Genomic DNA, 17,596 nt, shown 5'->3' on the forward strand with positions numbered 1-17,596 from the left:
ATTCGTCCCTTTGTATCGACCTGGACACATAAAGCTTTATGCCGATGCTGGTTTTTTGTACACGCTGGCCTCAACGCCTCCCAGTGCGGTACCCTTACGCCTTATGTGTGTTCTCCCACAAGGATTTAAGAAATGTCCGAGCCAGTCAAACTGCGCGCTCACAGCCAGGCTCACTGCAAGGATTGCAGCCTGGCGCCCCTCTGCCTGCCACTTTCGTTGAATCTGGAAGACATGGATGCGCTGGACGATATCGTTAAACGCGGTCGCCCGCTGAAAAAAGGCGAGTTTCTGTTTCGCCAGGGCGACAAGTTCGATTCCGTCTATGCAGTACGGTCGGGCGCGTTGAAGACATTCAGCCTGAGCGACAGCGGCGAAGAACAGATCACCGGCTTCCACCTGCCGAGCGAGCTGGTCGGGCTGTCGGGCATGGACACCGAGATTCACCCTGTGTCGGCCCAGGCCCTGGAGACCACATCGGTGTGCGAAATTCCTTTCGAACGCCTGGACGAATTGGCCCTGCAACTGCCGCAACTGCGCCGTCAGCTGATGCGCGTGATGAGTCGCGAGATTCGTGATGACCAGCAAATGATGCTGCTGTTGTCGAAAAAAACCGCCGACGAGCGCATTGCGACGTTCCTGGTCAACTTGTCGGCGCGGTTCCGTGCCCGTGGTTTCTCGGCCAACCAGTTCCGCCTGAGCATGTCGCGCAACGAAATTGGTAACTACCTTGGCCTGGCCGTGGAAACCGTGTCGCGGGTGTTCACCCGTTTCCAACAGAACGAGCTGATCGCCGCCGAAGGCAAGGAAGTGCATATCCTCGACCCGATCCAGCTGTGTGCATTGGCCGGCGGTTCGCTGGAAGGTTGATGTTCAAAGGTTGATCCAGACACCTGGGGCCGCGCCAACCCGCGAGGCCGCGGGTATACTTCGAGTCCGCTTCCCTGCCCCAGGACTCTTCGACGATGATCTTCGATTCGTTCGACATCAAATCCCTGATTCGCCCTGTCATCGACTTCCCCAAGCCTGGGGTGATCTTTCGCGATATCACGCCACTGTTCCAATCGCCCCGCGCCCTGCGCCTGGTGGCCGATAGCTTTGCCCACCGCTACGTCGAAGCCGACTTCACCCATATCGGCGCGATGGACGCCCGAGGCTTCCTGATCGGCTCGATCCTCGCCTACCAATTGAACAAACCGCTGATCCTGTTCCGCAAGCAAGGCAAGCTGCCGGCCGATGTGCTGACCGAGGGTTACCAGACCGAATACGGCGAAGCCTTCCTCGAAGTGCACGCCGACAGCCTGTGCGAAGGTGACTCGGTGCTGATGTTCGATGACCTGATCGCCACCGGCGGCACCCTGATCGCCGCGGCGAACCTGGTACGGCGCATGGGCGCGAGGCTTTTTGAAGCGGCGGCGATCATCGACCTGCCGGAGCTGGGTGGCTCGCAGCGCTTGGAAGACATGGGGATTCCGACCTTTTGCCTGACGCAGTTTGCCCTGACTGAACGGTAACGGTGACCTGGGCTCCCGATGAAGCCATTAAGGACAACACACCTCACAACCCCATCTGCTTGCTGATGATTTCATTCATCACTTCGCGGGTGCCCCCGCCGATGGACAGGATGCGGTTGTCGCGATACAGCCGCTCCACCAGGCTGCCACGCATATACCCCTGGCCGCCGAGTATCTGCACGGCGTCATAAGTGACGCGGTCAGCGGTGTCGGTGGCCAGGTTTTTAGCCATGGAAATTTCCTTGATCACACTGACGCCAGCGGCCATTTTCGCGGCCTGGCGGTAGGTGAACTCCCTTGAGACTTCCACGGCGGTGGCCATTTCTGCCAGGCGATGCTTGAGCACCTGGAACTTGCCAATGGGTTTGCCGAACGCTTCACGCTGGGCGGCCCATTTGAGGCTTTCCTCCAGCGCAAGCTGTGCAGTCATATTGGCCATGAGGGCCAAGGCCAGGCGTTCGCTCTGGAAGTTGCCCATGATGCAGGCAAATCCCAGGTTCTCGGCGCCGATCAGGTTAGCGACAGGCACCCGGCAATCATCGAAGAACAATTCAGCGGTGTCGGACGCCCACCAGCCCATCTTCTTGAGTGGCTGGCCCACGGTAAAACCGGCAGTGCCCTTTTCAATCAGCAACAGGCTGATGCCGCCAAAGCCAGGCCCACCGGTACGCACCGCCACGGTGTAGAAGTCGGCACGAATACCGCTGGTGATAAAGGTCTTGCTGCCGCTGACCCGGTAATGATCGCCGTCGCGAATGGCGCGGGTTTGCAGGTTGGCCACATCGGAACCGCCACCGGGCTCGGTGACGGCCAGGGCGATGATCTTCTCGCCCGACAACACCTGCGGTGCCACACGCTCGCGCAACTCGGGCCGCGCCCATTTGACCACCGGCGGCAAACCGATATCCAGCGAGCCCAAGCCCGCCACCACACCACCGGAACCACAGCGCATCAACTCCTCGCTGGCGGCGACCTTGGCGAACAGATCACCTTCATGGCTACCGCCCAGGGCTTCGGGATAACCGATGCCGAGGATCCCCGCCGCGCCTGCCTTGCGGTACAACTCCCGGGGAAAGCTTTCCGCCTCCTCCCACTGCTCAATGTCCGGCAGCATTTCGCGCTCGACGAAACGGCGCACGCTGTCACGAACCAATTGGTGGCTGGGGTCGAAGTAGTCCTGGAAGGCAGGCATCGGCAAGCTCCAAGGTAAGGTGGAGCGAAATTACCAAGCGCTTGCTTGGTTATCAAGCCGTATGCACATCCTAAATGAGAGGGGGCCTGCTCCCGACGGCAGTGTGTCAGTCAACGATTCATTGGCTGATGCACCGCTATCGGGGGCAAGCCCCCTCCCACACTTGAGCCTGCGGTGATCGTTAGAGCGCGATCGGTTTTCGACCGGCAAACGAATGCGCCAACGTGCCGCCGTCCACCAACTCCAACTCGCCCCCCAACGGCACGCCATGGGCGATGCGCGAAGTGACCAGGCCTTTGTTGCTCAGCAGTTGGGCTATGTAATGCGCGGTGGCTTCACCTTCCACGGTCGGGTTGGTGGCCAGGATCACTTCGGTAAACGTGCCCTGCGCTTCTATACGCGCCACCAGCTGTGGAATACCGATCGCTTCCGGCCCCAGGCCGTCCAGGGGCGACAGGTGGCCCTTGAGCACGAAGTAGCGCCCGCGATAACCGGTCTGCTCCACCGCATACACATCCATCGGCCCCTCCACCACACACAGCAGCGTGTCATCGCGGCGTGGGTCGGCGCATTGCGGGCAGAGCTCTTCTTCGGTGAGGGTGCGGCACTGCCGGCAGTGGCCAACCCCTTCCATGGCCTGGCTCAGGGCCTGGGCCAGCCGGGTGCCGCCGCTGCGATCACGCTCCAGCAGTTGCAGCGCCATACGCTGGGCGGTTTTCTGACCCACACCGGGCAAGGTGCGCAAGGCGTCGATCAGTTGGCGAATCAGGGGGCTGAAGCTCATGGGGGAATGGTCCGACAAAACAACGAGACGCGGTTTATACCCGCGCCTCGGATTAGCGTCAAATGCTCAATCCTGCGCGACACGCACCACCAACTTGCCGAAGTTGCGCCCTTCGAGCAAACCGATAAAGGCCTCGGGTGCCTGCTCCAAGCCGTCGACCACGTCTTCGCGGAACTTGATCTTGCCGTCGCGCACCCACGGCGCCATGGCGCTGAGGAACTCCGGCTGGCGATCACCGTAGTCATCAAACACGATAAAACCCTGGATACGCACGCGCTTGGTCAGCAAGGTACGTTGCAGCGCCGGCAAACGATCAGGCCCGCTGGGCGCTTCATGGGCGTTATAGCCAGCAATCAGGCCGCACAGGGGAATCCGTGCCTTGGGGTTGAGCAGCGGCATGACGGCATCGAAAACCTTGCCACCGACGTTCTCAAAGTAGATATCCACGCCCTTGAAGCAGGCCTGGGCCAGCTCATCGACGAAGTGCTCGCTCTTGTGGTCGATACAGGCATCAAAGCCCAGCTCGTCCACAACGTAGCGGCACTTGTCGGGGCCGCCCGCGATACCGACCACTCGCAAGCCCTTGAGCTTGGCCACTTGCCCCACCACCGAGCCCACGGCGCCGGACGCTGCCGCCACCACCAGGGTTTCCCCGGCCTTGGGCTGGCCGATATCCATCAAGCCCATGTAGGCGGTCATCCCCGGCATGCCCAACACGCCCAGGGCCATGGATGGACTGGCCAAGCCCTTGGGCACCGGGATCAGGTTGCGGCCGTCGGAAATGCTGTGGCTCTGCCAGCCGGTAGCCCCGACCACCAGCTCGCCCACTTCGAATTTCGGATGGCGCGACTGCTCGACACGGCTGACAGCGCCACCGGTCATCACTTCGTCGATTTCCACCGGCGCCGCGTAGGACGGGGCGTCGCTCATGCGCCCGCGCATGTATGGGTCGAGGGACAGGTACAGCGTCTTCAGCAGTACCTGGCCGTCCGCCAGTTCCGGCAGGGTTACCCGCTCAAGGCGGAAGTTCTCTGGCGTGGGGGCGCCGTGAGGGCGCGAAACCAGGACAATGCGCTGGTTAAGAGTCGGTTCTTGAGGCATCAGGGGGCTCCTTATCGAATCCATCGGTATAGGGTGCAGACCATGAGTGCCGGGCCAGGGTTCGATCGGATCGGCACAAACAAAAATGCCAGGCGCAATGCCTGGCATTTCAGTCTAGCCAAGGCTGGCCGATCAGAACGGCAGCTTCATACCCGGCGGCAGTTGCATGCCAGCGGTCACGCCGGACATTTTGTCCTGGCTGTTGGCTTCGATCTTGCGCACGGCGTCGTTGACGGCGGCGGCGAACAGATCTTCGAGCACTTCACGGTCGTCATCGCTGACGCCTTCGAGCAGGCTCGGGTCGATGCTCACGCGCTTGATGTCGTGACGGCCAGTCATCACCACGCTGACCATATCGCCACCGGCTTTACCGGTGACTTCGGCGTTGGCCAGTTCTTCCTGCATCTTGGCCATCTTTTCCTGCATCTGCTGCGCCTGCTTCATCAGGCCGGCCATGCCACCTTTCATCATGGGAATCACCTCAAAAGTACGTGGATCAATAAGTAGCCCGGTGTCATGACGCCTGGGGCACCGGGGCTTCGACAGGTTCAATAGTATCGTGACGGACGACCGCACCGAACTGTTCCATCATTTGCTGGATGAGCGGATCAGCGTGGATCGACTCTTCGGCTTCGCGCTGGCGGTTCAGGCGCCGGCGAGTCGCGGCCTGGGCCGGGGTTTCCTGCTCGGGCTTGATCAACTCGATGGCAATGGTCAGCGTGCGCTCATGGTACTGGTTAAGGGCATCGTTGAGTCGGCGCTGCTGGGTCGCGTTGAACAAGGCGCTGTGGGCCGGGTCCAGGTGCAACAGCCAGTGGTCGCCCTCGATCGCGATCAGGGTGCAGTTGGCGGCGATGCTGCCGGTCATGCCGGAAATCGGCAGTTTCGGGAACAGCTCCAGCCATTGCAGGGCCAGGCCGGTAGCAGGTGCTGCGGCGGGTTCGGCCTCGGGCTCGGGGGCCGGCTCGGCCGCATGTTCGCTGGCCAGTTCGTCCAGGTAGCTGTAGGCCGAATCGATGTCCGGTTCGATGTAGTCTTCGTCCAGCGGTGGTTCGTCGTCGAGGTCGATACCTGGGACTGCGGCATCCACCTGGGCCACAGTGGGCTCAGGCACGGGCGCGCTGACCCATTCCGGCGCGTCCGGCACCACGCTGTCCGGGGTCGGCGTAGGCATCGGCGTCAGCTCGGGCTGCTCGCCAGCGGTTTCCAGCACCGGCTCCACGGCGGGCTGCAACTCGACTTCAGCGTCAGCCTCCAGCGGGTCATTCCAGGGCAGGTCAACCACTGGGGCCGGCTCGGGCTCGATCAGCGGCTCCGGCGCGACTTCCGGCGCAACAACTACAGGCTCTGGCGCCGGGGCAACCGGCGCAGGCGCAGGCGCAGCAACCACTGGCGCGACAACCGCCGCGCCAGCCACTGGTTTGGCGGAATCAACTGTGGCTTGGCTGATCCCCACTGGCTTTAGCGGCTGTCTCGGGGCGTCCGTGGAGTCGGCAGGCCGGAAGGCCAGCATTCGTAACAGGACCATTTCGAAACCACCGCGCGGATCCGGCGCCAACGGCAGGTCCCGACGGCCGATCAGGCCCATCTGGTAGTAGAACTGCACATCTTCGGCCGGCAACGCCTGGGCCAGGGCCAGCACGCGGTCGCGGTCGCCATGGCCATTGTCGACACCTTCAGGCAGCGCCTGGGCAATGGCGACGCGGTGCAGCACGTTGAGGATTTCCGAAAGCACGCCGTTCCAGTCCGGGCCTTGCTCCGACAAGTGGCGCACGGCTTCGAGCAACTTCTTGGCGTCGCCCTCGATCAATGCGTGCAGCACATCGAACACCTGGCCGTGATCCAGGGTGCCGAGCATGGCACGCACATCGGCGGCCATGACCTTGCCTTCACCAAAGGCAATGGCCTGGTCAGTGAGGCTCATGGCATCACGCATCGAGCCATCGGCAGCGCGGCCGAGCAGCCACAGGGCATCGTCTTCGAACGGTACGTTCTCGACACCCAGCACATGGGTCAAGTGCTCGACCACGCGCTCAGGGGTCATGTTTTTCAGGGAAAACTGCAGGCACCGCGACAGAATAGTTGCAGGAAGCTTCTGCGGGTCGGTGGTGGCCAGAATGAATTTGACGTAGGGCGGCGGCTCTTCCAGGGTCTTCAACAATGCGTTGAACGAGTGGCTGGACAGCATGTGTACTTCGTCGATCAGGTAGACCTTGAAGCGGCCGCGACTCGGCGCGTACTGCACGTTATCCAGCAGTTCCCGCGTGTCTTCGACCTTGGTGCGGCTGGCGGCGTCGATCTCGATCAGGTCGACAAAACGCCCTTCGTCGATCTCGCGGCACACCGAACAGGTGCCACAGGGCGTCGATGTGATCCCCGTCTCACAGTTCAGGCATTTGGCAATAATTCGGGCAATGGTGGTCTTGCCGACACCCCGGGTACCGGTAAACAGGTAGGCGTGATGCAGCCGTTGGCTGTCCAAGGCATTGATCAGAGCCTTGAGCACATGGGTCTGGCCGACCATTTCGCGGAACGAGCGCGGACGCCATTTACGTGCAAGAACCTGATAACTCATCGAAAACCGTCGCAACTGGGAAGCGGAAGCCGGTAATGCTAGCGGAGCAAGGGGGAAATTGCATCCGGCACGCTCGCCTAATCTGACCAAGCTCGCCTGACTGGCGTTTTAATGGCCTGAACCGGAGAGTGTCTGCGCGTAGTCCTGGGCGCTTTATGGATGATTGCTGCGACCAGCCTGCGCACTCCTGACAAGAACTGACAGGGCGGCCTTATAGACTGGGCTCACATAACCGCCCGTACTCAAGGAGCCTGCATGAACACCCTCGCCCATTACTTCCTGCTGTATGTCGACAGCCCGGCCACCAGCGCCAATTTCTACAGCCGCCTGCTGGACAAGCCACCGGTCGAATTGAACCCGACCTTTGCCCTGTTCATTCTCGACCATGGCGTGAAGCTCGGCCTGTGGTCACGCCATACCGTGGAACCTGCGGCCCAGGCCACGGGCGGCGGCGGTGAAGTCTGTTTTTCGCTGGCCGATACCGCCGCCGTCGATGCCCTGCACGAACAATGGGTAGAACGGGGCGCCACGATCCTTCAGTCACCGACCACGCTGGACTTTGGCTACACCTTCGTCGCCCAGGACCTCGACGGCCACCGCTTGCGTGCGTTCAGCCTGAGCGCCTGACCGCCAACGCCCTTCCAGGCTGATGGCCGCCACACTCGCCAGCACGATCACCCCGCCGAGCACCACCTGCAAGGCTACGTGCTCGCCCAGCAGCGTGGCCGCCATCCCCATGGCCACTGGCGGGATCAGGTACATCGCCACCGACGCGCGGCTGACGTCGACGTGCTTTAACACGAACCCCCACGCCAGGTAGGCCAACGCACTGGGGAAAACCCCCAGCACCAACACTGCCAGGTTCTCCACCAACGGCGCTCGCGCCACGGCGGTGGGCAGGCCAGGCAGGTTCACGCAGAGCATCAGGGTGCCCGACCACACCATGTAGCACGCCAGGGTCAGTAGGCTGTAGCGATGCGCACAGTGCTTCTGGATGACGAAGTACACACTCCATGAGGCCGCCGCCAGCAGGATCAACAGGCCGCGCGGGTCCATCTCGCCGAGGCCCTGGTCGCCCCAGATCACCACCAGCACGCCCAGCAACCCCAACAGCACACAGCCCCACCGCCAAAGGCTGACTCGCTCCTTCAAACAGAACGCCGCGATCAGCACACTGAACAACGGCGCTGATTGCGCCAGTACGCTGGACGCCGCCGCTGTCACCCATTGCTGCCCATAATTGAGGCTGGTGTGGTGCAGGAACACCCCGAAAAAACCCAGCACGAGCAACCACGGCATGTCCCGCAGACGTGGCCGACCAATCCCCAGCACCAGCGCCACCGCGCCCATCAATACCGAAGCGATCAGAAATCGCAGCAACGCCAGCTGGCCCGGACTGTAGCTATGCAGGCCGATGTGCACGCCAATCGGCGAATAGGCCCAACAGAGAATCACGCTGGCGATGACTAGCGTAAGCTTTACGGGTGACGGGGCATTCATCAACGGCATCCAGAAACAGGGAAGGAATGCCGTCAGTCTTGGCCTGGGCACATCGCAGGACAATTAACCGTTTCTGACTTCTGAAATCAGTGGAACTGAGCAATGGAACTGGCCCAACTGAAGATGGTGAGAGCCGTGGCGCAAACCGGCAGCGTGGCCCAGGCCGCACTGCAATTGCATTGCGTGCCGTCGAACATCACCACGCGCATCAAGCAGCTGGAAAGCGAGCTGGGCACACCGTTATTCATCCGTGCCGGGCGTGGGCTGGCCATCAGTGCCGCCGGGGAAATTTTCCTGGACTACTGCGAGCGCATCCTCGCGCTGGTGGATGAATCCAAACGCGCCGTAGACGCCAACGCCATTCCCCGTGGCACCTTGCGCATCGGCGCGGTGGAGTCCAGCGCCAGCGGCCGCCTGCCGCCGTTGCTGGCGGAATACCATCGACGCTACCCCGACGTCAGCCTGGAGCTGGTGACCGGTGCCTGGGGGCAACTGCTGGACGATCTGCAACACCATCGCCTCGACGTGGCGCTGGTGGCCGCCGGCAACCAACGCACCAAGCTCGAACACAGCGTGGTCTACAGCGAACGGCTGGTGCTGATCGCCAGTGTGTCCAGCGCACCGATCAACAGTGCGGCCGACCTGGCCGGCCGAACCCTGCTGGTCTGGCCACCCGGCTGCCCCTACCGCGCGGCGCTGGAGAACTGGGTCAAGCCCCACGACTTCAAGCCGGCCATCGCCAGCTATGCCAGTTGGGGCACGATTATCGGCTGTGTGAGTGCCGGCATTGGCGTAGCGCTGGCGCCGGAAGGCATCCTGGCGCGCTATGAGCAGGCCAATCAGCTGGCGTCGTATCGATTTGAAGAACTGGCGGCCGTGGATAACCTGCTGTTCTGGCACAAGGACACCCAACGCCACCTGGCACGGGACGCATTCGCCGGGCTGTTGCGGGAAACTTTCGGCTAACTCGCAACATGTTGTTTCGGTTATCCTTTCGCAAAATTAATTCAAAATGTAAGGGACTACCATGAATTACTTCCGCCTGTTGTTGGCGGCGGCCGCGCTGAGCCTGCCTGCCGCACCTGCCGTTGCTGATACCTCGCCTGCCCCCGTTGAAGCCAGTGCCCCCGCCGAAACAGCCGAGCACTTTCTGGCCTCACTCAAGCAAAAGACCGGCACGGTCACCCTGCCCAGCGGCATCGCCACCCTCAAGCTCACCGACGAGTTCTACTACCTCGACCCCGCCGATACCGAGCGCTTGCTGACCGATGGCTGGGGCAACCCGCCGGGCTTCAAGACCCTTGGCATGATCGTGCCCAAAGCCGTCAGCCCATTGTCGCAACGCGGCTGGGGCGTGATCGTCAGCTACAAGGCCGACGGGCACATCTCCGACGAAGATGCGGCAAAAATCGACTACGCCGACCTGCTCAAGCAAATGCAGGAAGAAGATGAAGCAGAGAACCAGGAACGCCAGAAACAAGGCTACGCGGGCCTGCACCTGCTGGGCTGGGCGGAGCCGCCGCACTACGACGACACCACCCACAAGATGTACTGGGCCCGCGAACTGAAGGCCGACGACGCCGACCAGACGACCCTCAACTACAGCATTCGCGTGCTGGGCCGTGAAGGCGTGCTGGAACTCAACGCCGTCGCCGCCATGGCCGACCTGGCCACCATCCAGCAAGAATTGCCCAAGGTGCTGGCCTTTACCAACTTCACCGACGGCAACCTCTATACCGACTTCAACCCGAACACCGACAAGCTCGCCACTTACGGCCTCGCCGCGTTGGTTGCCGGCGGGATTGCCGCCAAGGCCGGGCTCTTTGCCAAGATCGGTATCTTCCTGCTGGCCGCGAAGAAGTTCCTGGTAATCGGCGTAGTGGCGCTGCTCGCAGTGATTCGCAAGCTGTTCAACCGCAACAAAGCCTGAACCCCGGACGCAAAAACGCCGCAGTATGCCTGGCACACTGCGGCGTTTTGGGGATGTCTTAGTGAGGCGCCGCTAGACGAGTGTATTGATCCTGGCTGATCCAGCCGCTGAACGAGCGGTCGTCGGCATTGATGAACTCGACCTGGGCCCAGCCGTCCTTGAAGGCCAGCACACCGACCACATCGCGCTTGACGATATACGGACGCTTGGCGGTCTTGGCGCCTGGGGTCTTCAGCAGGTAAGCCTTGTCGGCGGATACCGTCACCAGGCCGATCCATTTTTTACTGGCGGTCTGGGTCAGGTCCAGGCCGGTGGCAATCTCCGGCATCAGCACGTTCATGCACCCAGGGTGCTGGCGGCCCTCTTCCACCGTCAGGGTCACGCCATCGGACGAAGGCGCCAGGCTGCCGGGATGAGCCTCATCGAGCCAAGTGGTGAGCGCCTCAGGTTTGCCTTGCAGGTAAAACGCGCAACTGCGGGTAACGCCCTCGCCCATTGCTTCCGAATAGAACCCTTCGACCTGATGCTCCGGCGTCACTGCCAGCATCAGCCCTTCGTACTTGCCCGAATGCAACGCAGCCGAACCGGCCAAGGCAGGGCCCACGGCGCACAACGACAACACACCTATCGCTAGAAAACGGATCATCCTATTTTTTCCCTTCAAGTTTTTCGTAGGCTTTTTGCATAAGGACGTCGTAGTTGCCGTAGTCCTCGCCGTTATAGTTACGCGCCATGCCGGTAAAATCCTTGGCTTTCATGGCCTTCATCAATGCCGGGCTCTTGCTGCAAAAACCGAGGAACGCTTTTAGTTGGTTGCCGGCATTCACCTTTAATGCTGCCGAAAACTCAAACACCGTCTTGTAACCGCACGAGGCAAAGTTGAAGCCCATGATCTGGAACATGCCCCACGAAGCCGACATGAGTGCCGCTTCCTGATCCAGGGCAAACGCGGTGGCCATGGTTTCCCAAGCCTTGGCCTGGTCCTTGTTATTGGCCTGCCACTGCGGCCCGGCTTTTTTCTTGTAGGGGTAGGACAGCAGCGGGTGCGCCTGGTCGTAGATGTGCTTGGTGTACTTGCGAAACAAGTGCCCTTCAAACGCGATCACCGGCAACTTGGCCGGGCCGAACCCCGAACGCCCACCTGATTCCACAGTGGCGAAGGCCTTGATGATATTTACCGAAATACCGCTACCCAACTGTGTGGCGGCGTTCTGGAAGTCCGTTTCGCTGAGGGTCATGCCCCCGTCGCACGTGGCCTGGAGCATCAATTGGCGGTTACGCCGCTCGGCCTCGATCGTCGCGCGCACGCGGTCCAGGTACACGTTGACCGTGGCCTGCACCGCATCGCCATTGTTGTTGCCAAACACATTGAGAAAGCTGGGGATACGCATCGTCGGGAAGGCTTTGACGGGCACCTTCACCGCCTCTTCGATCAGGCTGTTGAACGTGCGACCGGTGGGGTCGATCACGCCATCGGGGTGGGCGTATTTGAGATGGCGAAACTGATACTGGCTGATGCACTGCACCAACTGGCCATCACACTTGCCATTCTCGGCCAGCGGAAAACCCATCTTGGGAATGATCAAATTGAATAAATACTGGATGCACTGCACATCGGCGGGCAAGTTTCGGGCTTTGCCGGGAGCGCCTACTGAAGCACTGATAAGACGAGGCAACCCTTGCAGGCTTTTCATGACAGACATCCTTGTTAGTTAAAGAAGTGATGGCACTTCAATATCAATTACAAACACTTGTCATACTCTGAAACAAGTGGCTGGCGGAAACTAACAAGGTGGTTTGAGGTTGTCCAGAGTGAGCATTAAAAGCTGTGAAAGAGCCCTCACGAATAAACCCTTAAAACGCTGGTGCTTCATAATCGGGGCGCTTGCCTATTCATTACGCTACTGTCACCGGCGCATAACGCCAGTATCTGAAAACCTTCAAGGATTGAAATGAAAGCCCCTCTGCTGATCTTGTCGATCATGGCCCTGCTGTCAGGCTGTGCCTCGACGCCCGCTCCAGACCTCTCACGCCCCTCCATTGCCGAAACAAAGTCGGTGGTGTTCGCGGGTAAGACATTTGTCCTGAAATTCCAGAAAAACGGCTTGTGGGAATACTTTCCGGAAAACCAAAGCGTCGACGCCTGGACTGAAATGGTGGACTTTACGGTTGTGCCTCCCGATGACCGCTTCGAGCCGCTGGACCTGGGAAAGCGCACGGTGCAGTTGCACCAACAGGAAAACCCGGACATGCCAGCGGTCCTGGCAACAGATAACCGAACCGGGATCCTCTACCTGATGCTGTTTTATCCCTCGGCGCTGCGCAAAGACGGGCATTTCTCTGAATTCAGCTTCTTCAAGTACTACCGCGACGCCGGCACGGGCGCGATCGTCATCTTTCACTTCGCCAGGAACGTCCCGGCCAAGTCCCAGACCAGGGACGAGCGATGGGAAAGCGCCAAGACCCTGGGCGACGAAATAGTGCCGGTGATAAAGGCATTCCCCCTGTACCGCCCGTAAGCCTGTGGAGCGCACAGCAGAAATCGATTCGCAGACAGTAATGGCCAGCAAAGCGTTTTAGAAATAAGGATTTTTGAAGATTCAGGAAGAGCGTTATGGAGGCAACCCCACCAGCCACACCCCGGCACACAATGTTCCCGCTGTGGCTGCTTCCTTCCGGATCTGACCAGGTTCACGGGTAATCGTTGCGGGGGGACCGATGGGGTCACCATAACGACGCTGGCCTCTCGGCAAGCCGCGCCATTGTACCGATCTCATCGGAAGTTACAACCGTTGGTGCCGGATTAAAATATGAAGGGGTTCAAGTACTTGCCATGGCCGTCAGCATCCCCGCCATCCCCTGTGGGAGGGGGCTTGCTCCCGATAGCGGTCTGCCAGCCAATAAATCAGTGACTGACACACTGCTTTCGGGAGCAAGCGCCCTCCCACATTAATTCATCATGGTGTCTGCAACACCTCGTCCGCCCGGCCGCCCTCTTCCTGGATGACCAGGTGAATGAAGTGCAGCTTGGCGATCACCGCCGGTGGCAGTACGAAGGGATAGAAATCCGGCTGCCCCATGGCACGGGACAGTTCGTTGAGCATGCCAGCCAGTTCGATCCAGGCGTTGACGAAAGACAGGAACGCCGCACCGCCAGGGTGCTCGGGGTCGTAGAGGGTGCTCAGGGGAAATGGCTGGTAATCCAGGTCCAGTTCCCGCGCACTCATGCCAAACCCCAGGGCGGTGTCGACCGCGTCCATCATGTGCAAGTAGTGGGCCCAGGTTTCGGCCCAGTCTTCCCACGGGTGCATGGTGGCGTAGGCACTGACGCAGGTATGTTGCCAATCCGGGCGCGGGCCATTCTGGTAATACTGGTCGAGGGCATCGGCGTAACTGGCGCTTTCGTCGCCGAACAGGTCGCGAAAAGGTGTCTGCCAATGGCTGTTGGCGATCAGGCGGTCCCAGTAATAGTGACCGACCTCGTGGCGAAAATGCCCGAGCAGCGTGCGATAGGGTTCGCGCATCTGCACCCGGACTTTTTCGCGGTGGGCGTCGTCGGCCTCCTTGATGTCGAGGGTAACCAGGCCGTTGGCATGCCCGGTGGTCGGCGCATTGCCTTCCAGGTCGATGCCGACGAAGTCGAAGGCCAGGCCGTTGTCTTCGTCGATGCTCTTGGGCACGACGCGCAGGCCCAGACTGATCAGTTGTGCCACCAGTCGGCGCTTGGCGGTTTCCACCTTGCGCCAGCGCTCGTGGTTCTCGGTGATCGACAGGTCGGGAATGGTGCGGTTCAGGCTGCAGGCCACGCACAGCGGTGCGGTGCTGTGGGCGGGAATCAGCCAGTTGCAGGCGGCGGGCGTGTCGAGGTTGGCGCAGCGGCGAAAGGCGCCTGCATCGAGGTTGTCGTCTTGCAGCCAGGTGTCCACGACAGGCCCCGGCTGCAGGGAGGACAATCGGCTTTGTTGGGGTTGATAGCCCAGCACCGCCGAGCAGGCCAGGCATTGGCTGTTGCGAAAGAACAGCGGCTGACCGCACCGGCATTGCCAGACCTTGCTGTTGCGCGAGGATTCGGCCATGAACGGTGCGGCGATGCGCGAACTGAGTTGCTCGAAATAGCGGAACATGGCGATCTCTCCCTGGGTGACAGAGACTAGATCATTTCTCGCTCGGGATCGTTCCACTTTGCTGCCCGACGCGGGGCGAGTCCTAATGCCTGTCGGTTAAGAGATGGAACGAGCAAACAGTAACCTGTGGCGAGTGGGCTTACTGTGGTAATGGGCTTGCCCTAATGCCGTTCAGTTAAGCGTACATCGCCTTCTGTAGGAGCGAGCTTGCTCGCGAAAAACGTCAACGATAACGCGTGTTTCCTGAGTGAACGCGGCGCCTGTGAGTTCTTCGCGAGCAAGCTCGCTCCTACAAAAAAGCCTTAACTGAACGGCATTAGGGCTTGCCCCGCGTTGGGGCGCGAAGCGGCCCCAAAACACAGCTCCGGAGCTGGCTGACACACTGCAGCGCTCTTATGGGGGGCTGCTGCGCAGCCCAACGCGGGGCAAGCCCGCTCGCCACAGCAAGTCGGCTCGCCACCAGAAGCGCACGCTATCAGACGGTGATGTGATGCCCGGCGAGGAAGGCCACGAAAGCGTCTTCGTCCAGCACCTTCAGGCCCAGTTCGCTGGCCTTGGCCAACTTCGAACCAGCACCCGGCCCGGCCACCACGCAGTGGGTTTTCGCCGACACCGAACCGGCCACCTTGGCGCCGAGGCTTTCGAGCTTGTCCTTGGCGACATCGCGGCTCATCCGCTCCAGGGAGCCGGTCAGCACCCAGGTATGCCCTGCTTCCGGCAAGCCTTCGATCACTTTCTTCTCGCTCTGCCAGTGCATGCCGAATTCCTCGAGCTGCCGCTCGATGGCCAGGGCATGGTTGGCATGGTCGGGGTTATCGAAGAACTCGCGCACAGCCTTGGCCTGCTTCTCGGGCAGCGCCTGGCGCATATCGAGCCAGTCAGCCTTGATCACGCCTTCGAGGGAGCCGAACTTGTCCGCCAGTTTCTGCGCGGCGCCGGGACCGACGCTGGGCACATTGAGTTTGTCGAGCAAACCGCCGAGGGTGGTGCTGGCGGCGAATTCGGCGGCCAGGGCGCCTTCGTCTTGCAATTGCAGGCCGCATTTGTCCGGCGCCAACAGTGTGCCGATCACGTCCTGGTTGTGGCGGTCATCAAAGAAGCTGCGGATCTCGTGCGCGACTTCCAGGCCCACGTCCGGCAGGTACGTCAGCACCTCCGGCAACGCGCGCTGCACGCGCTCCAAGGCCCCCAGGGAACGCGCCAGCACCTTGGCGGTCTCCTCGCCCACGTCGGGAATGCCTAAGGCGTAGATGAAGCGCGCCAGGGTCGGGCTCTTGCTGTTCTCGATGGCGGCGATCAGCTTCTTGCTGGAGATATCGGCGAAGCCTTCCAGGTCGATGATCTGTTCGTACTTGAGCGTGTAGAGGTCAGCCGGCGAACCAATGAGTTTTTCATCCACCAACTGCTCGATGGTCTTGTCGCCCAGGCCATCGATGTCCATCGCCCGGCGCGAGACGAAATGGATGATCGCCTGCTTGAGCTGCGCGCCACAGGCCAGGCGGCCGACACAGCGGTACACCGCGCCTTCGCTGACGGTTTCCTTGCCCTTGCTGCGCTTGACCAGTTGCGTGCGCTCGACGTGGGAGCCGCACACCGGGCAACTCTCGGGGATCTGCACGGCGCGGGCATTTTCCGGACGGCGCTCGGTGACCACCGATACCACCTGCGGGATCACGTCTCCGGCACGGCGGATGATCACGGTGTCGCCGATCATGAGGCCCAGGCGCGCCACTTCGTCCATGTTGTGCAAGGTGGCATTGGACACGGTCACACCCGCGACCTTGACCGGTTTCAGTCGTGCCACCGGCGTGACGGCACCGGTGCGGCCAACTTGGAATTCCACGTCGAGCAGCTCGGTCAGTTCTTCCATGGCCGGGAATTTGTGCGCGATCGCCCAACGCGGCTCACGGGCACGGAAACCCAGTTCGCGCTGGGAGGCAATGCTGTTGACCTTGAACACCACACCGTCGATTTCATAGGGCAGGCTGTTACGTCGCTCGCCGATATCGCGGTAGTAGTCCAGGCATGCCTGGATGCCCTTGGCCAACTTCAGCTCATGGCTGATCGGCAGGCCCCACTTCTGCAACTGTTTCAAATTGCCGATGTGGGTGTCACTGATGTCTGCGGTGACCTGGCCAATGCCGTAGCAGCAGAACTCCAGCGGGCGGCTGGCGGTGATCTTCGAGTCCAGCTGGCGCAGGCTGCCGGCGGCGGCGTTACGCGGATTGGCGAAGGTCTTGCCGCCGACTTCCAGTTGCGAGGCGTTCAGTCGCTCAAAACCGGCCTTGGACATGAACACTTCGCCGCGCACTTCCAGGGTGGCCGGCCAGCCGGTGCCGTGCAGTTTCAACGGGATATTGCGCACGGTGCGCACATTGACGCTGATGTCTTCGCCCGTAGTGCCGTCGCCGCGGGTGGCGCCGCGCACCAGTTCGCCGTCCTGGTACAAAAGGCTGACCGCCAGGCCATCCAGCTTTGGTTCACAGCTGTACTCCACCGCGGCACCACCGCCAAACAGATCGCCCACCGGCAGGTCGAGCCCCTCGGTGACGCGGCGATCGAACTCGAGCATGGTGGTTTCATCGAACGCGTTGCCCAGGCTGAGCATCGGGATCTCATGACGCACCTGGGTAAAGGCCGACAACGCCGCACTGCCGACCCGCTGCGTCGGCGAATCACGCGTCACCAGTTCCGGGTGCTCGGCTTCCAGGGCCTTGAGCTCATTGAACAAGCGGTCGTACTCGGCGTCCGGAATGCTCGGCTCGTCGAGCACGTGGTAACGGTAATTGTGCTGATCCAGTTCAGCGCGCAGTTCAAGGATGCGGGTGTGGGCGGCGGTCATGGGTGTTCTCTCATAAAGCAAAAGAGCAGCCGAAGCT

General features: G+C 61.2%; 16 protein-coding genes and 1 other RNA gene. 6 read left to right on the top strand and 11 right to left on the bottom strand.

What is annotated here, in order from left to right; genetic code table 11:
* Positions 1 to 132 precede the first annotated feature (132 nt).
* Positions 133 to 867: a fumarate/nitrate reduction transcriptional regulator Fnr gene (gene fnr / locus QU606_RS27260; RefSeq protein WP_016979302.1), complete on the top strand. Its 735-nt coding sequence runs from the start codon at positions 133 to 135 to the stop codon at positions 865 to 867.
* 95 nt (positions 868 to 962) lie between these two features.
* The gene (locus QU606_RS27265; RefSeq protein ID WP_024076836.1) at positions 963 to 1,511 is read left to right on the top strand and encodes an adenine phosphoribosyltransferase; all 549 of its coding nucleotides are present in this window, start codon (positions 963 to 965) and stop codon (positions 1,509 to 1,511) included.
* A 43-nt stretch (positions 1,512 to 1,554) separates the two neighbouring features.
* On the opposite strand, the gene QU606_RS27270 is transcribed toward QU606_RS27265, so the two are convergent.
* The 5 genes from QU606_RS27270 to dnaX form a co-directional block, all read right to left on the bottom strand.
* On the bottom strand, positions 1,555 to 2,703 hold the full coding sequence (locus QU606_RS27270; RefSeq protein ID WP_024076837.1) for an acyl-CoA dehydrogenase family protein: 1,149 nt from the start codon (positions 2,701 to 2,703) through the stop codon (positions 1,555 to 1,557).
* 181 nt (positions 2,704 to 2,884) lie between these two features.
* A complete protein-coding gene (gene recR / locus QU606_RS27275; RefSeq protein ID WP_017845247.1) occupies positions 2,885 to 3,487 on the bottom strand; it encodes a recombination mediator RecR in 603 nt (200 codons plus the stop codon).
* Between the two features lie 66 nt (positions 3,488 to 3,553).
* Complete coding sequence (locus QU606_RS27280) at positions 3,554 to 4,588, bottom strand: NADP-dependent oxidoreductase (protein WP_024076838.1); 1,035 nt, start codon at positions 4,586 to 4,588, stop codon at positions 3,554 to 3,556.
* Positions 4,589 to 4,720: 132 nt separating this feature from the next.
* On the bottom strand, positions 4,721 to 5,059 hold the full coding sequence (locus QU606_RS27285) for a YbaB/EbfC family nucleoid-associated protein (protein ID WP_017527493.1): 339 nt from the start codon (positions 5,057 to 5,059) through the stop codon (positions 4,721 to 4,723).
* 43 nt (positions 5,060 to 5,102) lie between these two features.
* On the bottom strand, positions 5,103 to 7,163 hold the full coding sequence (gene dnaX / locus QU606_RS27290) for a DNA polymerase III subunit gamma/tau (RefSeq protein WP_193689649.1): 2,061 nt from the start codon (positions 7,161 to 7,163) through the stop codon (positions 5,103 to 5,105).
* Between the two features lie 255 nt (positions 7,164 to 7,418).
* On the opposite strand from dnaX, the gene QU606_RS27295 reads away from it, so the two are divergent.
* On the top strand, positions 7,419 to 7,790 hold the full coding sequence (locus tag QU606_RS27295; RefSeq protein ID WP_069076777.1) for a VOC family protein: 372 nt from the start codon (positions 7,419 to 7,421) through the stop codon (positions 7,788 to 7,790).
* On the opposite strand, the gene QU606_RS27300 is transcribed toward QU606_RS27295, so the two are convergent.
* The gene (locus QU606_RS27300; protein ID WP_102623528.1) at positions 7,704 to 8,663 is read right to left on the bottom strand and encodes a DMT family transporter; all 960 of its coding nucleotides are present in this window, start codon (positions 8,661 to 8,663) and stop codon (positions 7,704 to 7,706) included. The genes QU606_RS27295 and QU606_RS27300 overlap by 87 nt on opposite strands.
* Positions 8,664 to 8,765: 102 nt before the next feature.
* Here QU606_RS27300 and QU606_RS27305 point away from each other — a divergent pair, with 102 nt between their 5' ends.
* Together QU606_RS27305 and QU606_RS27310 are read left to right on the top strand one after the other, a co-directional pair.
* Positions 8,766 to 9,629, top strand: coding sequence for a LysR family transcriptional regulator (locus tag QU606_RS27305; protein ID WP_102623529.1), 864 nt, complete (start codon positions 8,766 to 8,768; stop codon positions 9,627 to 9,629).
* Between the two features lie 61 nt (positions 9,630 to 9,690).
* The gene (locus QU606_RS27310; protein ID WP_168232617.1) at positions 9,691 to 10,593 is read left to right on the top strand and encodes a DUF2167 domain-containing protein; all 903 of its coding nucleotides are present in this window, start codon (positions 9,691 to 9,693) and stop codon (positions 10,591 to 10,593) included.
* 58 nt (positions 10,594 to 10,651) lie between these two features.
* Here the strand turns inward: QU606_RS27310 and QU606_RS27315 are convergent, their stop codons facing one another.
* Both QU606_RS27315 and QU606_RS27320 read right to left on the bottom strand, forming a co-directional pair.
* Positions 10,652 to 11,239, bottom strand: coding sequence for a hypothetical protein (locus tag QU606_RS27315; RefSeq protein WP_024076844.1), 588 nt, complete (start codon positions 11,237 to 11,239; stop codon positions 10,652 to 10,654).
* A 1-nt stretch (position 11,240) separates the two neighbouring features.
* Positions 11,241 to 12,287: an N-acetylmuramidase family protein gene (locus tag QU606_RS27320; protein ID WP_024076845.1), complete on the bottom strand. Its 1,047-nt coding sequence runs from the start codon at positions 12,285 to 12,287 to the stop codon at positions 11,241 to 11,243.
* A gap of 258 nt (positions 12,288 to 12,545) precedes the next feature.
* Between QU606_RS27320 and QU606_RS27325 the strand changes: the two genes are divergently transcribed.
* Positions 12,546 to 13,112 carry a hypothetical protein gene (locus QU606_RS27325; RefSeq protein ID WP_024076846.1) on the top strand — a complete coding sequence of 189 codons (567 nt, stop codon included), beginning with the start codon at positions 12,546 to 12,548 and terminating at the stop codon, positions 13,110 to 13,112.
* 105 nt (positions 13,113 to 13,217) lie between these two features.
* Here QU606_RS27325 and ffs read toward each other — a convergent pair.
* From ffs to ligA, 3 genes are all read right to left on the bottom strand, one after another.
* Positions 13,218 to 13,314, bottom strand: an RNA gene (ffs, locus tag QU606_RS27330) — signal recognition particle sRNA small type.
* Positions 13,315 to 13,550: 236 nt separating this feature from the next.
* Entirely contained in the window at positions 13,551 to 14,717 is a 1,167-nt protein-coding gene (locus QU606_RS27335) for a putative zinc-binding metallopeptidase (RefSeq protein ID WP_024076847.1), read from the bottom strand.
* A gap of 475 nt (positions 14,718 to 15,192) precedes the next feature.
* A complete protein-coding gene (gene ligA / locus QU606_RS27340) occupies positions 15,193 to 17,559 on the bottom strand; it encodes an NAD-dependent DNA ligase LigA (protein ID WP_304997839.1) in 2,367 nt (788 codons plus the stop codon).
* Positions 17,560 to 17,596: the final 37 nt, after the last annotated feature.

The organism is Pseudomonas sp. OVF7 (assembly GCF_030644265.1).
GTDB classification, from domain to species: Bacteria; Pseudomonadota; Gammaproteobacteria; order Pseudomonadales; family Pseudomonadaceae; genus Aquipseudomonas; species Aquipseudomonas gorinensis.

What these genes read in the sequence shown, in the direction of transcription:
- fnr (WP_016979302.1), top strand. Translation starts at nt 133, where the DNA reads ATGTCCGAGCCAGTCAAACTGCGCGCTCACAGCCAGGCTCACTGCAAG.
- QU606_RS27270 (WP_024076837.1), bottom strand. Translation starts at nt 2,703, where the DNA reads ATGCCTGCCTTCCAGGACTACTTCGACCCCAGCCACCAATTGGTTCGT.
- QU606_RS27310 (WP_168232617.1), top strand. Translation starts at nt 9,691, where the DNA reads ATGAATTACTTCCGCCTGTTGTTGGCGGCGGCCGCGCTGAGCCTGCCT.
- QU606_RS27320 (WP_024076845.1), bottom strand. Translation starts at nt 12,287, where the DNA reads ATGAAAAGCCTGCAAGGGTTGCCTCGTCTTATCAGTGCTTCAGTAGGC.
- QU606_RS27300 (WP_102623528.1), bottom strand. Translation starts at nt 8,663, where the DNA reads ATGAATGCCCCGTCACCCGTAAAGCTTACGCTAGTCATCGCCAGCGTG.
- QU606_RS27305 (WP_102623529.1), top strand. Translation starts at nt 8,766, where the DNA reads ATGGAACTGGCCCAACTGAAGATGGTGAGAGCCGTGGCGCAAACCGGC.
- QU606_RS27280 (WP_024076838.1), bottom strand. Translation starts at nt 4,588, where the DNA reads ATGCCTCAAGAACCGACTCTTAACCAGCGCATTGTCCTGGTTTCGCGC.
- recR (WP_017845247.1), bottom strand. Translation starts at nt 3,487, where the DNA reads ATGAGCTTCAGCCCCCTGATTCGCCAACTGATCGACGCCTTGCGCACC.
- QU606_RS27325 (WP_024076846.1), top strand. Translation starts at nt 12,546, where the DNA reads ATGAAAGCCCCTCTGCTGATCTTGTCGATCATGGCCCTGCTGTCAGGC.
- QU606_RS27295 (WP_069076777.1), top strand. Translation starts at nt 7,419, where the DNA reads ATGAACACCCTCGCCCATTACTTCCTGCTGTATGTCGACAGCCCGGCC.
- QU606_RS27315 (WP_024076844.1), bottom strand. Translation starts at nt 11,239, where the DNA reads ATGATCCGTTTTCTAGCGATAGGTGTGTTGTCGTTGTGCGCCGTGGGC.
- QU606_RS27265 (WP_024076836.1), top strand. Translation starts at nt 963, where the DNA reads ATGATCTTCGATTCGTTCGACATCAAATCCCTGATTCGCCCTGTCATC.
- QU606_RS27285 (WP_017527493.1), bottom strand. Translation starts at nt 5,059, where the DNA reads ATGATGAAAGGTGGCATGGCCGGCCTGATGAAGCAGGCGCAGCAGATG.
- dnaX (WP_193689649.1), bottom strand. Translation starts at nt 7,163, where the DNA reads ATGAGTTATCAGGTTCTTGCACGTAAATGGCGTCCGCGCTCGTTCCGC.
- ligA (WP_304997839.1), bottom strand. Translation starts at nt 17,559, where the DNA reads ATGACCGCCGCCCACACCCGCATCCTTGAACTGCGCGCTGAACTGGAT.
- QU606_RS27335 (WP_024076847.1), bottom strand. Translation starts at nt 14,717, where the DNA reads ATGTTCCGCTATTTCGAGCAACTCAGTTCGCGCATCGCCGCACCGTTC.